The 14,046-nt window shown below is 55.8% G+C and carries 15 protein-coding genes; 14 read left to right on the top strand and 1 reads right to left on the bottom strand.

All coding sequences use genetic code 11. The annotated features are described in order from the left end of the window. Positions 1-72 precede the first annotated feature (72 nt). Together QTL79_RS04665 and QTL79_RS04660 are read left to right on the top strand one after the other, a co-directional pair. A complete protein-coding gene (locus tag QTL79_RS04665; RefSeq protein ID WP_346353785.1) occupies positions 73-549 on the top strand; it encodes a response regulator in 477 nt (158 codons plus the stop codon). Positions 550-657: 108 nt separating this feature from the next. Next, positions 658-1,431: a polysaccharide deacetylase family protein gene (locus QTL79_RS04660; RefSeq protein ID WP_346353784.1), complete on the top strand. Its 774-nt coding sequence runs from the start codon at positions 658-660 to the stop codon at positions 1,429-1,431. Between the two features lie 67 nt (positions 1,432-1,498). Here the strand turns inward: QTL79_RS04660 and QTL79_RS04655 are convergent, their stop codons facing one another. Continuing rightward, complete coding sequence (locus tag QTL79_RS04655; protein WP_346353783.1) at positions 1,499-2,542, bottom strand: LCP family protein; 1,044 nt, start codon at positions 2,540-2,542, stop codon at positions 1,499-1,501. Positions 2,543-2,722: 180 nt separating this feature from the next. Between QTL79_RS04655 and moaA the strand changes: the two genes are divergently transcribed. From moaA to QTL79_RS04595, 12 genes are all read left to right on the top strand, one after another. Beyond that, positions 2,723-3,712, top strand: coding sequence for a GTP 3',8-cyclase MoaA (gene moaA, locus QTL79_RS04650; RefSeq protein WP_346353782.1), 990 nt, complete (start codon positions 2,723-2,725; stop codon positions 3,710-3,712). 221 nt (positions 3,713-3,933) lie between these two features. Then, positions 3,934-5,649 (top strand): aldehyde ferredoxin oxidoreductase family protein, encoded by a 1,716-nt coding sequence (locus QTL79_RS04645; protein WP_346353781.1) that lies wholly within the window; start codon positions 3,934-3,936, stop codon positions 5,647-5,649. Positions 5,650-5,804: 155 nt separating this feature from the next. Next, positions 5,805-7,040, top strand: a complete 1,236-nt coding sequence (locus tag QTL79_RS04640; protein WP_346353780.1) for a molybdopterin molybdotransferase MoeA — start codon at positions 5,805-5,807, stop codon at positions 7,038-7,040. 24 nt (positions 7,041-7,064) lie between these two features. Continuing rightward, a complete protein-coding gene (locus tag QTL79_RS04635) occupies positions 7,065-9,020 on the top strand; it encodes a molybdopterin biosynthesis protein (protein WP_346353779.1) in 1,956 nt (651 codons plus the stop codon). Beyond that, entirely contained in the window at positions 9,017-9,253 is a 237-nt protein-coding gene (locus tag QTL79_RS04630; protein ID WP_346353778.1) for a MoaD/ThiS family protein, read from the top strand. Before QTL79_RS04635 ends, QTL79_RS04630 begins: the two co-directional genes overlap by 4 nt. Beyond that, complete coding sequence (locus QTL79_RS04625) at positions 9,254-9,976, top strand: HesA/MoeB/ThiF family protein (protein ID WP_346353777.1); 723 nt, start codon at positions 9,254-9,256, stop codon at positions 9,974-9,976. Then, entirely contained in the window at positions 9,973-10,446 is a 474-nt protein-coding gene (moaC, locus tag QTL79_RS04620; RefSeq protein WP_346353776.1) for a cyclic pyranopterin monophosphate synthase MoaC, read from the top strand. Before QTL79_RS04625 ends, moaC begins: the two co-directional genes overlap by 4 nt. Before the next feature lie 12 nt (positions 10,447-10,458). Further along, positions 10,459-10,896, top strand: coding sequence for an MOSC domain-containing protein (locus tag QTL79_RS04615; RefSeq protein WP_346353775.1), 438 nt, complete (start codon positions 10,459-10,461; stop codon positions 10,894-10,896). Continuing rightward, a complete protein-coding gene (locus QTL79_RS04610) occupies positions 10,889-11,377 on the top strand; it encodes a MogA/MoaB family molybdenum cofactor biosynthesis protein (protein WP_346353774.1) in 489 nt (162 codons plus the stop codon). Before QTL79_RS04615 ends, QTL79_RS04610 begins: the two co-directional genes overlap by 8 nt. A 27-nt stretch (positions 11,378-11,404) precedes the next feature. Further along, entirely contained in the window at positions 11,405-12,286 is an 882-nt protein-coding gene (locus QTL79_RS04605; RefSeq protein ID WP_346353773.1) for an ABC transporter substrate-binding protein, read from the top strand. Further along, positions 12,283-12,975 (top strand): ABC transporter permease, encoded by a 693-nt coding sequence (locus QTL79_RS04600; RefSeq protein WP_346353772.1) that lies wholly within the window; start codon positions 12,283-12,285, stop codon positions 12,973-12,975. The genes QTL79_RS04605 and QTL79_RS04600 overlap by 4 nt, the downstream gene beginning before the upstream one ends. Then, a complete protein-coding gene (locus tag QTL79_RS04595) occupies positions 12,972-14,027 on the top strand; it encodes an ABC transporter ATP-binding protein (RefSeq protein ID WP_346353771.1) in 1,056 nt (351 codons plus the stop codon). Before QTL79_RS04600 ends, QTL79_RS04595 begins: the two co-directional genes overlap by 4 nt. Positions 14,028-14,046: the final 19 nt, after the last annotated feature.

Raw genomic sequence — 14,046 nt, 5'->3', positions numbered from 1 at the left:
GATTCGATTGATAATAGAATATACGATAAGAGTAAGTGTTTTCTGCAGGCGAAGGGTAGAAGGAGGACGGCAATGAATAACCGATTGTTGATCGTGGATGATGTGCTTTTCATGCGGTTGAAATTACGTAATACGGTAGAGCAGTTTGGCTACCAGGTTGTGGGGGAAGCGGCCGACGGCAAGGAAGCGATCGAAAAATACCAGTATCTCCGACCCGATGCCGTCTTGCTTGATATCACAATGCCGGAAATGGACGGCGTGGATTGCTTGCAATATATTAAAAAGATGGACCCTAAGGCGAAAGTCATTATGGTTTCCGCGATGGGGCAGGGCGAGTTCATTAAGCAATGTTTTAAATACGGCGCGGAATATTTTATTCGCAAACCGTTTGACGATGAAAAAATAAAAAAAGTCCTCAACGCCGTCGTACCCTTGCCGGAGCCGGAAGTGGAGATCGTATCGGAGAGCTATGAATCACAACTGGCGGCCTTGAATGTGAAAAATGAAGAGGCGCTTGGAACCTTGACGATCGGGCGCAAAAAACGCTAAACGCGAAGAGACGGCGCAGGTCGTCTCTTTTTTGTCGCTGCTATATTGTCATTTTAGCATGAAAGCAGTAATATAGATAAAGAATTTAGCGAAGTCGAGGAGGTTGGGATGCTTAGCAGACGTCAGTTTTTACTTGGCTGCGCCGGAACGATGGCGGCTGTGGCCGCCAGTTCGGTGCTGCCGGAGCCTGGAGTTTGGCAACGGATCTTTGACAGCGTCCCGGTTCTTCTCTATCACCGTGTCGGCTTGGAAAAAGATGATCTTACCGTCAGCGTCGAACATTTCAGACGGGATATGGCTTTCTTGCAGCGTGAAGGCTACAATACTCTTTCTTTGGCACAGGTTCGTCGCCGTTTGCAGGATAAGGACGCCAAATTACCGGATCGTCCGGTCATGATCACCTTCGACGACGGGTACCTGGACAACTATACGAACGCATTTCCGATTCTGCAGCAGTATGGCCTGACGGCCAGCTTCTATATCATTGCGGGCATGCTGCAGGACGCGGAGCGAATTTCACCGGCGCAGATCAAAGAGATGCAGCGCGCCGGAATGGACTTCGGTTCGCACACGATGACGCACCGGCCCTTGGCCGAGCTGACGCAGAGCGAAGCGGTCGCCGAACTGGCGCATTCGCGCGACGAACTGGAACAACTGCTGGGCCAGGCCGTTCATTTCGTCGCCTATCCCTGCGGCAGCTACAGCGAGAAAACGCTCGAACTCGCCGCGCAGTCCGGTTACTGCGGCGGGTTTTCGACCCGTTCCGGCTTTACCACCTTCAGTGACCAGTTGGCAATCCGCCGTATCCCGATCTTTCACCATGACCGTCCGGTCTCCTACGTGATGTTGAAAAAAGGCTTTTTGCCGCGCATATTGGCCTAAGTAAAAAAAGAAGAGTGCGAGCGTACGGATCGATTTCCGTGCTCGCACTCTTTGTTTTAGAAAAAAATTATGGCGCGTCGACGACGCGATGGCGTGCCAATTCGGTCTTATATTCGCTCGCGGTCTTTTGCGCGGCTTTCAGGAAACGGTCATCCTGCGGCAGGCCAAGAATCGCGGCGACTTTGCTCCTTGTGGCGACGACGTCGGGTAGCCAATAGCTGATTTCGTTGATATAAACCGGATGGCCGGGCGCCATGTCGGTCGTCAAGCCTTGACGGTACGCATCGCCGGCGATCTTGCCGAGGATCAGGAATTGATTCAAGGGGATGTCGGTCTTCAAGGTCGTGTTGATTTCGCGGAAAATATCGGGGATGCGCGGAATTGTGGCCGGACTCGCCAACTGGCTCAAGAGAGCGCGGGCGAATTTATGCTGTCGCTCGATGCGGCCGATGTCGCCCATTTCGTCATGGCGGAAACGGACATACTGCAGCGCGGTGTTGCCGTCGAGATGCTGCGGCCCGGGCCGCAGATCGATCAGACCGTTGTTGTCGACCTCGCCTTCGTCATACGGGTCGTAATAATACATGCGTTTGTCGATCGAAAGATCGACGCCGCCGACCGAATCAATCACGCGGCTGAAGCCAAGCATGTTTACCGCCAGATAATAGTCGATCGAAATGCCGAGCAGATCTTCGACTGTCTTGCGGGACAGGTCGGGACCGCCGTAGGTATAAGCGTGGCCGATCTTATTCCATTCGTGTCCGGGGATGTTCACGCGGCTGTCGCGCGGAATCCAAAGCAGCGATACGGCCTTGCTGTCGGTGTCGAGCGTCAGCAGGCAGGTGACGTTGGAACGACCGATATCGTTGCGTCGTTCATTGATGCCCAGGACCAATATATTGATCTTGCGATGCGGCGGAAGTAAAGCGGCGGTTTGCCTATCTTTTTTCGGCAGCGTCTCGTACGGCGGCAGATCCGGTGCGAAGAGGAATTGCGCCAGCGCATAGCTGCCTATGCCGGTGAGGATAAATACGAAAAAAAGCAGGAGAAAGATAAAAAAGCGCCGTTTCGTAGAGGGACGGGCGTCGGATTCGCGCTTTGCTGATGTCATTAAAGGCCATCCTTTACATGAAAATATAACGTGAACAAATGCAATATAATTTAGTATAGCAAAACTTTGGCAACACGCCTATAGTTATTTAATGAACTTAATCGGATGCAGGCAGGGAGATCGTGGTTTTTCGAGAACGTAAAGAGGTAATGAAGTAACAGCCGGCGATGAGGTGACAACATGCAGGATATGCACCAACGAACCATTGATTATCTACGCGTCTCGCTAACGGATCGCTGCAATTTTCGCTGCCGCTATTGCATGCCTAAGCAAGGCGTCGTATTGCGCGATCACTACGAAATACTGCGCTATGAAGAATTGCTCAGGCTGATCGTCCTGTTTGGCCAGCGCGGCATCCGCAAGGTGCGGCTTACCGGCGGCGAACCGTTGGTGCGCAAAGGAATTGTCGAATTCATCCGTACGCTGGCCGGTCTCGGCTCACTGGAGGATATTTCCCTGACGACCAATGGCAGCCTACTGGCTCAAAGCGCGGCTGCACTAAAAGAAGCCGGACTGCGGCGGATCAATATCAGCCTCGATACCGTTGACCCAGAGCGTTTCACCGAGATCACCGGCGGCTGCGGCAGGGTGGAGAAGGTGCTGGAGGGGTTGAATGAGGCGCTCAGGGTGGGCTTTCAACCGGTAAAAATCAACGTAGTCCTCAGCGAAGCGTTTCAGGAATCGGACTTACACTGGTTCTTAGAACTGGTGCGTCAGAAGCCGGTGCATGTCCGCTTTATTGAATACATGCCGATCGGTCCGGTGGCGCTAAAGGGCGGACTGCAAATCGCGGAGATCAAGCGCCTGCTTGCCCAATTGGCGAAAAGTCCGCTCTTGCCGCTGAAAAATGTCGTGTATGGACAGGGACCGGCGCGTTATTACCATCTGGCGGACAGCCGGGGAACATTCGGCTTCATTGCGCCGCTGACCGAGCATTTCTGCGGCGAATGCAACCGCCTGCGCCTGACCGCGGACGGCAAACTGAAGCCTTGCCTGCTTGGCGAGGCAGAGATCGACTTGGCGGGGCCGCTGCGCGGCGGCGCGAGCGATCAGGAACTGCTGCAACTCTTTGACCGCGCTGTCTGCCAAAAACCGAGCGGACATGCTCTCTGCGCGGGCAGTGAAAATCCTGTGCAGCGTAAGCGCGGTATGTCGCAAATCGGCGGCTGAAATAAAGATTGAAAATTCGGAAAGGATGCTGTACAATAGAGGAAACAACTGAAGAATGTCGCGAAAGCGAGTTCCGAGTCGGCGTTTCCCAGAGGATGGGAGCGCCAACCGATGGGTGTCGAGAGTAATCTTTACGCCTGCCAGTGCGCAAAGGAAGTCCAATAGGGCTTCCTTTTTGTGTTTTTCTATTTTAATAAGCAAAATAAAAGGAGGGCGCAACCATGTTTTATCGCATTAATATGACGGATTTGACGGTGACCAAAGCAGACTGCCCCGAATACCAGGGAATGGGAGGACGCGCACTGTCCTCACGTATTGTCAAAACAGAAGTGGATCCGAATGAACATCCACTCGGCCCGGGCAATCGCCTGGCGTTCGTTACCGGTCTGCTGTCCGGCACCGGCGCGCCGAATGCGGGCCGGATGTCGGTAGGCGCAAAGAGCCCGCTGACCGGCACGATCAAAGAGAGCAACGTTGGCGGAGCGATGGGCCATAAGCTGGGACGTCTTGGCATCAGCGGCATTATCGTCGAAGGCTTGCCGCAAAGCGATGTTCCTTATTTGATGCATGTCGATAAGGAAGGCATCAAATTAATGGAAGCGCCGCAGCTTAAAGGGTTGAACATTTATGATACGGTAGCGAAATTGCATGAAACATATGGCAAGAAAGCGGCAATCGGCTGTATCGGCACAGCTGGGGAACGCAAGATGGCGTCGGCCTGCATCGGTTTCACAGACATGGAAGGGGAACCGACTCGCCAAGCCGGACGTGGCGGCATGGGCGCCGTCATGGGCAGCAAAGGTCTGAAAGCGTTAGTCGTCGACGACGCGGGTGCGCCGTTGGTAACGTTTGCGGATGAAGCGGCATTTCGCACGGCTGCCAAAAAATTGTCCAAGGCCCTGCTTGAACATCCGGTGACCAGTAAAGCATTGACGACATACGGTACGGCAGTGCTGGTCAATATCCTCAACGAGGCAGGCGCGCTGCCGACGCGCAATTTCAGCAACGGTCGCTTCGAAGGGGCGGACAAGACTGGCGGCGAAACGCTGGAAGCGAATTGTCGTGAACGCGGCGGCAAGACGGGGCATGGCTGCTCGCCGGGCTGCGTCATCCGCTGCTCGCAAATTTATAAAGGCAAGGACGGCGAAATGATCACCGGCGGCTTCGAATACGAAACCTGCTGGGCTTTCGGCGCTGATCTTGGCATTGATGATTTGGATCAGATCGCCTGGATGAATCGCTGGTGCGATGATTATGGCGTGGATAGCATTGAAACCGGCGTCGCAATCGGTGTTGCGATGGAAGCCGGTGTTCTGCAGTGGGGCGACAGCGCAGGCGTCATCGAGTTATTGCATGCTCTGGGACAGGGCACGCCGCTTGGCCGGATCATCGGCGCGGGCGCGGCCGTTACCGGACAGGTCTATGGCGTACGCCATGTGCCGGTCGTGAAAAAACAGGCGATTCCGGCCTACGATCCGCGTGCGGTAAAAGGCGTCGGTGTGACGTACGCTACGACGACGATGGGAGCCGATCATACTGCGGGTTATTCGGTCACCAGCAATATTCTGGGCGTTGGCGGCAAGACCGATCCGTTGCTTAAAGACGGCCAGGTGGAATTGTCGAAAAATCTCCAGGTGGCGACGGCATTCATTGACAGTACCGGATTGTGCCTCTTCGTTGCCTTGGCAATCCTCGATATTCCGTCCGGTCTTGAAGGCATTGTGGAGATGTGCAATGCCCGTTACGGTTGGAACTATAGCGCGGATGACTATATGGAAATCGGCCGTCAAGTGTTGCGTGATGAACGTGCCTTCAATGAAGCGGCGGGCGTTGAAACCGATGATTTGCCGGAGTTTTTCCGTCAGGAGGCGCTCTCCCCGCACGAAGTGGTCTTTGATATTTCCCGCGAAGAGTTGAAGAAGGCTCACGAATTTTAAAGTATCGATAAACAGCTGTCTTTGGCCTAGGCCAAAGGCAGCTGTTTTTTTACTCTAGCGGCAGGTAGGATGGAAGACAGGCTAGAATATAACCTGCATATGAATGTGACCAGCGAATGTGACCAGCAGAGCGGAAACGCATAAGGAGCGATGACATGGAGTTTTTTCGTTGTATTTCATTAGAGGAAGGGCGGCGACAGATTGCTGCGGCGTTGGCGGATATTCGAACTGCGGTGGAACTCGTTGCGCTCGCGCAAGCGTGCGGTCGCGTTTTGGCCGAGGACGTTTTCAGCCGGGAGAATCTGCCGGCCTTTGCTCGTTCGACGGTGGACGGGTTCGCGGTAAACAGCGCGGATACGTTCGGCGCGGGTGAAGGACTTCCGGCGCTCTTGGAACTGGACGGCGAAATTCTGATGGGAAGCACGGCTGAAGGCAGGGTCGGCAACGGAGCGGGAATGACGATTCCGACCGGGGGAATGCTGCCGGAAGGCGCAGACAGCGTCGTGATGCTGGAGCATACGCAGCGACCGGATGCAACGACATTGCTTGTCTTGAAGCCGGTCGCGCCCGGCGAAAATATTGTTCGGGCAGGAGACGATATTTCAGCAGGCGGACTGATTTTGAGCAAAGGCAGCCGCATCACGCCGCAGGATATCGGCGCGTTGGCCGCTTGCGGCATTGCTGAATTGAAGGTGTATTGTCCCCCCGTTGTCGGCGTTTTATCAACCGGTGATGAGGTGATCGAACCGCAATTGACGCCGAAGGATGGGCAGGTGCGCGACGCAAACGGCCCGGCGTTGGCGGCGTTAATCGAGGCAGCCGGTTGTCGGGTGATCCGCTACGGCATTATTCGTGATGAGAAAGCGGCACTGCGGGAGTGCTTGGCGGAAGCGGCGGCTGCGTGTCATGCGATTGTGCTGTCAGGCGGCAGTTCAGTGGGCGTGCGGGATCATACCGTAGAAGTGTTGGAAGAAATGGGGCAACGTCCGGTTGTTTTTCATGGCCTGGCGGTGAAGCCGGGAAAACCGGCGATTTTTGCCATGCTGGGCAAGACCGCTGTGTTCGGTTTACCCGGTCACCCCGTTGCCGCGTTGACCGTCTGTCGTCAGCTGGTTTTGCCGGCTCTGGATAGTTTGTCGGGGAAATGCCGAAAAGATCAGATAAAGGTGAGGGCGAAGATGACGCGCAACATGGCTTCGGCAGCCGGACGCGATGATTTTATCAAGGTTCGCCTGCGCTATGAGGCGGGCGAATATCTGGCGGAACCGGTACTGGGGAAATCAGGTTTGATCTTTACGATGACGCAGGCTGACGGCGAGGTGCATATCCCGGCTGACAAGACGGGGTTGTATGAAGCGGAATGGGTGACGGTCGAATTGCTTCGCCGTTAATTTGAAGTAGAGGAGGCATGTGATTTGCACAAGGTTGACGCCTATTTGGAGTGTTTGCCGCGTCAGCGGGCCGAGTCGATATGGCGGGAACGGCTGACGCAGAGCGGATATTTTTCGCAAATTCCATATGAAGAGCTGCCGATTGATGAGGCGTTAGGCAGAATCACTGCTGCATGCCTTTATGCGCGACGCTCGGTGCCGCATTATAACGGCGCAGCGATGGACGGCATTGCGCTGGCGGCGCAGGATAGTTTCGGTGCCAGCGAAAGCGAGCCGAAAGAGCTGATGCTGTTGCAAAACGGAGCAGCGCATCAGGCGGGCGGCTGCTACATTGTCGACACCGGCGATTTGCTGCCGGAAGGAACAAATGCCGTGATCATGATCGAAGATGTTCAATTAAAAACCGGAAAGGCGCAAATCTTGGCGGCAGCTGCGCCCTGGCAACATGTGAGGATCATCGGTGAGGACATCGTGGCCAATGAATTAGTATTGGCGGAACATCTTCGCCTGCGTCCTGTAGATTTGGCAGCCGCCTTGGCAGCCGGATTGGAGTCCGTTTCGGTATTGGCAAGGCCACGCGTGACCGTGATTCCAACCGGCAGTGAACTGGTTGAAAAGCAGGCGCAACTGGAACCGGGAAAAATTTTGGATGTAAATTCACACATGCTTTGCGCCGCAGCGCGTGAATGGGGCGCAGAGGCGAAACGGCATGCGGTCGTGCCGGATCAGTATGACGAAATTAAAGCGGCTGTGGCAGAAAGTTTGGCAAAGAGCGATATGGTGATCTTGAACGCCGGAACTTCGGCGGGAACGGAAGATTACACCGCACAGGTTTTGGCTGAACTCGGCGAAGTTTTGGTGCATGGCGTTGCAATCAAACCGGGTAAACCGGTGGTGCTTGCCGTTTGCGACGGCAAGCCGGTGATTGGATTGCCAGGGTATCCGGTGTCGGCGATGCTGACGGCAGATTTATTTATTAAACCGGTGCTGGCGGCGCGGCAAAAAATATCTCTGCCTGCGAATAAGACAGTGGAAGCGCGCTTAGGCAGACAAATTTATTCGCAGGTTGGCGTGGAAGAATATTTGCGCGTTTCGCTCGGCGAAATCGATGGAAAGCAAATCGCGCTGCCGCTTGGCCGCGGCGCCGGGTTGATGTCGTCGCTAACGAAGGCGCAAGGCGTCATTTCGGTTAGCGAAATGCAGGACGGCTTGCCGGTCGGCGCTTCGGTGATGGTTCGTTTGTTGGGCGATGACGTGCCGAAAAACAGTCTGTTGGCGGTCGGCAGTCATGATATGGCGCTCGATATCCTAGCGGTCTTTTTACGCCGCAAGGATGATGTGACGCTGTCATGCGCGAATGTCGGCAGCATGGGGGGCATCCTGGCGATTCGCAATCGGGAGACGCATTTGGCCGGCATTCATATGCTCGATGAAGCGAGCGGCCTTTATAATTTGGCCAGTGTAAAGAAATATTTGCCGGATCGTCCTTGGCGGCTGATCCATTTTGCGATGCGCGAGCAGGGGTTGATTATTGCGCGGGGAAACCCGAAAAAAATAACGGGCATTACTGACTTGGCGCGTCCTGACCTTCTCTTCGTTAATCGGCAACGCGGCGCGGGAACGCGTATGCTGCTCGATTACCGTTTGAAGGAACACGGCATCGCCTCTGCTGCGCTGCAAGGCTATGAAAAAGAAGTCGGTACGCATATGGCGGTGGCGGCGACCATCGCAGCCGGAGCGGCCGATGTCGGCCTTGGCATTCGTGCGGCTGCGGCAGCGCTAGAACTTGATTTCATTTCCGTCGGACAGGAACAATATGACTTGCTGGTGGACCTGCCGGATGAGGATGCGCGTTTTGCGATGCTGCAGGAAATTTTGCAATCGGAAGAGTTTCGCATGCAGGTAGAATCGTTAGGCGGCTATGATCTGACAAGATCCGGTGAACTGATTGCCAGCAGTGAAAGGCAGGAAGCGCGATGAAGATCGAGGTTCGTCTCTATGCGACGCTGCGCCGCCATACGCCGCAACAACCGAACGGCTGTCTGGCGATCGAGGTCAAGCAAGGAGCAACTGTAAGCGAAGCGGTAAGTCTGCTGGGCATTGACCCGGCGGAGATTCATCTTTTGATGCTGAACGGCATCTCTGCCGCGCTGGACAGCGTACTGGCGGAAAACGACCGGTTGGGCCTGTTTCCGCCGGTGGGGGGCGGTTAAATGGATAGCTTGGCACTGCTTCACGCAGGGAAAATGCCGGAACGCTATCTGCGCAATCAGGGCACGATCGGCGTAGCAGGACAGGAAAAACTGTGTCGTTCCCGGATCGCGGTCATCGGCGCAGGCGGATTAGGCGGGTTAGTCATCGAGCTGTTGGCACGACTCGGCGTCGGTTTCCTGCGCGTCGTTGACGGCGACGTCTTTGCCCGCCATAACTGGAACCGGCAACTGCTTGCCGAAGAGGACAACTTGTCAGGCAATAAGGCATTGGCTGCCGAGCGACGGGTGGCGGCGATCAACAGCGAGGTGGTTGTCGAAGCCTGCGCGCTGATGCTGGACGAGGAAAATGCGGCAAGTCTGCTGGACGGGGTCGAGCTGGTGGTTGATGCGCTTGATTCGATTCCGACGCGCCTCATCCTTGCCCGCGCGGCAAAAAAGAAAGGCATCCCGTTGGTGCATGCGGCGATCGCCGGTTATACGGGGCAGGTCATGACCGTCTTTCCGGATGATCCCGGGTTGGAACGCTTGTATGAAAGGCCGGTGACGCGCGGCGTGGAAGTCGAACTGGGAAATCTCTCGCCTACGCCTGCCATCGCCGCCGCACTGCAGGTGCAGGAAGTGGTCAAGGTGATCACCGGGCGAGGTGAACCGCTGCGCAACAAGTTGCTCTATTTTGACGCGGAGTGGAATCTGTTTGAAATCATGGAGGTGGCCAAGCGATGAAACTGACGCATTTTAACGAAGCTGGCAAGGCGCATATGGTCGACGTATCGGAAAAAAACGAGACATTGCGTCAGGCTGTGGCCGAGGGGCGGGTCGTGATGGCGCCGGAGACGCTTGAACTGGTCAAGGCCGGGGCGATGGGGAAAGGCGATGTCCTGGGCGTGGCGCAAGTCGCCGGCGTGATGGCGGCGAAACGGACATGGGAACTGATTCCGATGTGCCATCCGCTGCTTTTGACGGGGATCGACGTTGCCTTCACGCTTAACGAAGCGGAAGCGGCGGTCGATATCACCGCTACAGTCAGAACCACCGGCAAGACCGGCGTGGAGATGGAAGCGCTGACGGCGGTCAGCGTTGCCGCATTGACGATATATGACATGTGCAAAGCAGTGGATAAGGCGATGACGGTCGAGTATGTCAGGCTGACGGCAAAATCCGGCGGCAAGAGCGGCGATTATCTGCGCAAATGAGGGGGAGAGAAAATGGCAACAGTAATTGCAGTCTGTACCAGTAAGAATAAAGGCGAACGCAAGACCAATGTCGAACGCGCCAAAGCCCTGACCGGTTTAGGGTTGGAAGGCGACGCGCACGCCGGGTTCCAGCATCGCCAGATCAGTCTTTTGGCGATGGAAAGCATTGAGAAAATGCGCCAGCAGGGGCTTGACGTCAAGCCGGGTGATTTTGCTGAAAACATAACGACCGAAGGCATCGAACTGCCGGTATTGCCAATCGGTACGCGTCTGCGGATTGGACCGGTCGAAGTGGAGGTCAGCCAGATCGGCAAAGAATGCCATAATCGCTGTGCAATCTATTATCAGGCCGGCGATTGCGTGATGCCGAAGGAAGGCATCTTCGTAATTGTCCTGAGTGACGGTGAGATTGCGGTCGGTGACAGGATCGAGGTGATCGGACATGCTTAAGGTCGGCATCATCACCGCGAGCGACAAAGGCGCGCGCGGCGAACGCGAAGACGTCAGCGGCAAAACGATTGAAGCCATGCTCTCCGGACTGGGTGAGGTTCGCCATTATGTGGTCGTGCCGGATGATCAGGCGGTGCTGCGACAGGCGATGCTCCATATGGCGGACGAACTGGATCTTGAAGTGGTCTTTACGACCGGCGGAACCGGACTTGGGCCTCGCGACGTGACGCCGGAGGCTACGCTGAGCGTGATTCAGCGGGCTGTGCCCGGCATCGCCGAAGCGATGCGCGCTCGCTCCATGGAAGTGACGAGCCGGGCGATGCTTTCGCGCGCTGTGGCTGGCGTACGCAATCGCACCCTGATCGTCAACCTGCCGGGGAGTCCGAAAGCGGTGCAGGAATGTCTGGAAGTCGTCTTGCCGGTTCTGGAACATGGCATCAATATCCTGCGCGGACGCGACGGTGAGTGTGCCCGTCATTAAAAAAGAATTTAGCTGGAGGTTTTGCTTATGCTAAAGAGAAAGAACGTGCGAAATATATTGACGCTGTTGGCGCTGTGTTTCTTGCTGCTTGTGACGGCCTGCGCGAAAACGGAAACGCCTGCGGCGACGAAACCGGCTAATCCTGACCTGATTCTGGCGACGACGACGAGCACGCAAGACAGCGGACTGCTCGATGCACTCCTGCCTGTTTTCGAAAAAAAGACCGGTTACAAGGTTAAGACGGTGGCGGTCGGAACTGGACAGGCGTTGGCGCTTGGCGAAAAGGGTGAAGCGGATGTGCTTTTGGTTCACGCGCCGGATGCGGAAAAGAAAGTGGTCGCTGGCGGCAGCGCAATCGAACGTAAATTGGTGATGCACAATGACTTCATCTTGCTTGGCGCTGTCGAAGACATTGCGAGAGTCAAAGGAAACAAAATCGATGCTGCGCTGAAAGCGATCGCGGAAAAGAAAGCGGCTTTCATTTCGCGCGGCGATGATTCCGGCACGCATAAAATGGAACAGGCACTTTGGAAAAAAGCCGGAGTCGCAGCAAAAGGAAATGCCTGGTATCAGGAAGCGGGAGCGGGCATGGGCCAGACCCTAAAGATCGCGGACGAGAAAAAAGCGTATACGCTGAGCGACCGTGCGACATTCCTGGCACAACAGAAGAATATGACGCTTGGGATCTTGCTGGAAGGCGATCCTGCGCTGCTTAATATTTATCATGTCATGGAAGTGAATCCGGAGAAATTTGCCAAGGTTAACGCGGCGGGCGCCAAAGCGTTCAGCGAATTCCTGCTTTCGCAGGAAGGACAGCAAATGATCGCGACATTCGGCAAGGACAAATATGGCCAGGCGCTGTTCTTTGCCGACGGCGGAAAATCGGATCAGGATTTGGGACTGCAATGAATGACGGGCTCCAAGCCTTTCAAATGTTGCTGAATGGTGAGCCGGAAGTGTGGGAAGTCGTCTGGCTTACGATGCGGGTCTCGGGACTGGCAACGCTTTTAAGCGTCGTCTTCGGCATCCCAATCGGTTTTTCTCTGGCGGTGCATCACTTTCCCGGCAAAAAATCCGTAGTACGCCTGATGAATGCGGGCATGGGGCTGCCGCCGGTCGTGGTCGGCCTCTTGGTCAGCCTGCTGCTTTGGCGTTACGGGCCGCTCGGCGATCTGGGCTTAATGTACAGTCCGAGCGCGATGGTCTTAGCGCAGGCGATCATTGCGACGCCGATCGTCGCCGGCTTCAGCTTTGCCGCGCTGGGCAGTCTGAACCCGAAGCTGCGTCATCAGCTGCTGGCGTTAGGAGCGACAAGCGCTCAGGCGAACTGGCTTTTGCTCAAGGAAGCGCGACTTGGCCTGACGGCGGCGGTGATGGCGGGTTTTGGCCGCGTCGTTTCCGAAGTCGGTGCATCGATGATGGTCGGCGGCAATATCAAAGGCCAGACAAGGGTGCTGACGACCGCGACTGTGATGGAGGTCGGCAAGGGGAATTATGAGCTTGCTCTCGCGTTCGGCGCGATCCTGCTCTTGTTGGCCTATTGCATCGTGGCCTTGCTGACGTATTTGCAAAACCATGAAAAGCGGGAAATGATATGAAAGAAACGATCGTGGAAATAAACGAGCTTCAGGTGCTGCGACGCGGACGTGAGATCCTGGCTATCGACGAGCTTGTCATCGAGAAAGGAGAGCTGGTAGGCCTGCTTGGGCCGAATGGAGCCGGAAAAAGCACGTTGCTGCAAATGCTGAATCTGCAGCTGCCGTATCAAAAGGGCAGTGTGAAATTGTTTTCGGAGGAAGCGGCGCTTAGCGATCCAGTGGCGCTTCGCAGGCGCTGTGCGATGGTCTTTCAGGAAACGCTGCTGCTGAGTGGCACCGTCTTTGACAATGTGGCCCTTGCGCTTCGCTTTCGCGGCTTGGCGGATGACGTGATCAAAAGCAAAGTGAACGAAGCGCTGAATACGTTTCATTGCGCGCACCTGTCGGGGCGCTTGGCGCGTCGTCTCTCCGGCGGCGAAGCGCAGCGGGTCTGCCTGGCGCGCGCGTTAGTGGCAAAGCCCGAACTGCTCTTGCTTGACGAACCGTTTGCTGCGCTTGATGCCGCGACGCGCGGCAATCTGCTGCGTGAAGTGAAGACGGTCGCGCAGCGCCATAAAATGACGGTGCTTTTGGTCAGTCATAATTTTCAGGAGATACTGGCCTTTGCCGAACGGGCCTTAGTTCTGCTCGCGGGAAAACTGGTTCAGGACGAGCGACCGGATATCGTGCTGCGCCGACCCGTTTGTCGCGAGGCGGCTCATTTGGTGGAAATGGACAACTTGCTGTCGGCGACGGCGGAGACGTCAGCGGGCGGGGCTCGTATCCGCCTGGAGAATGGCTTGGAATTTCATGTGCCGGGCTGCCGGGCGGCTGGCGCATGCCTGGTCTGCATTCCCGGCGACGCCTTTTCTCTGGCGGAAACAGAGCGGGAAGAGGACGGATTTTGGAGCGGGCAGGTCATTGGCAGCAGGGCGGGAATCGGAGTGCAGTGCGTCGAGGTATCGATCGCCGGTTTGTCTTTGGCGATCCGTCTGGACTGGCGAAAAAAATTGGAGACAGGCGATGCGCTTTGCTTGCGCCTAGTCGGCGAGCAAGTGCATATAATAAACTAACCGCCTTGGAAGGAATACT

It is taken from the genome of Azotosporobacter soli (assembly GCF_030542965.1).
GTDB lineage: Bacteria > Bacillota > Negativicutes > SG130 > SG130 > Azotosporobacter > Azotosporobacter soli.
The sequence above is the reverse complement of the archived record's forward strand: the minus strand, read 5'-3'. Positions and strand labels throughout refer to the sequence as shown.

What these genes read in the sequence shown, in the direction of transcription:
- QTL79_RS04630 (WP_346353778.1), top strand. Translation starts at nt 9,017, where the DNA reads ATGAAGATCGAGGTTCGTCTCTATGCGACGCTGCGCCGCCATACGCCG.
- QTL79_RS04615 (WP_346353775.1), top strand. Translation starts at nt 10,459, where the DNA reads ATGGCAACAGTAATTGCAGTCTGTACCAGTAAGAATAAAGGCGAACGC.
- QTL79_RS04600 (WP_346353772.1), top strand. Translation starts at nt 12,283, where the DNA reads ATGAATGACGGGCTCCAAGCCTTTCAAATGTTGCTGAATGGTGAGCCG.
- moaC (WP_346353776.1), top strand. Translation starts at nt 9,973, where the DNA reads ATGAAACTGACGCATTTTAACGAAGCTGGCAAGGCGCATATGGTCGAC.
- QTL79_RS04625 (WP_346353777.1), top strand. Translation starts at nt 9,254, where the DNA reads ATGGATAGCTTGGCACTGCTTCACGCAGGGAAAATGCCGGAACGCTAT.
- QTL79_RS04610 (WP_346353774.1), top strand. Translation starts at nt 10,889, where the DNA reads ATGCTTAAGGTCGGCATCATCACCGCGAGCGACAAAGGCGCGCGCGGC.
- QTL79_RS04645 (WP_346353781.1), top strand. Translation starts at nt 3,934, where the DNA reads ATGTTTTATCGCATTAATATGACGGATTTGACGGTGACCAAAGCAGAC.
- QTL79_RS04660 (WP_346353784.1), top strand. Translation starts at nt 658, where the DNA reads ATGCTTAGCAGACGTCAGTTTTTACTTGGCTGCGCCGGAACGATGGCG.
- QTL79_RS04655 (WP_346353783.1), bottom strand. Translation starts at nt 2,542, where the DNA reads ATGACATCAGCAAAGCGCGAATCCGACGCCCGTCCCTCTACGAAACGG.
- QTL79_RS04665 (WP_346353785.1), top strand. Translation starts at nt 73, where the DNA reads ATGAATAACCGATTGTTGATCGTGGATGATGTGCTTTTCATGCGGTTG.
- QTL79_RS04605 (WP_346353773.1), top strand. Translation starts at nt 11,405, where the DNA reads ATGCTAAAGAGAAAGAACGTGCGAAATATATTGACGCTGTTGGCGCTG.
- QTL79_RS04640 (WP_346353780.1), top strand. Translation starts at nt 5,805, where the DNA reads ATGGAGTTTTTTCGTTGTATTTCATTAGAGGAAGGGCGGCGACAGATT.
- QTL79_RS04595 (WP_346353771.1), top strand. Translation starts at nt 12,972, where the DNA reads ATGAAAGAAACGATCGTGGAAATAAACGAGCTTCAGGTGCTGCGACGC.
- moaA (WP_346353782.1), top strand. Translation starts at nt 2,723, where the DNA reads ATGCAGGATATGCACCAACGAACCATTGATTATCTACGCGTCTCGCTA.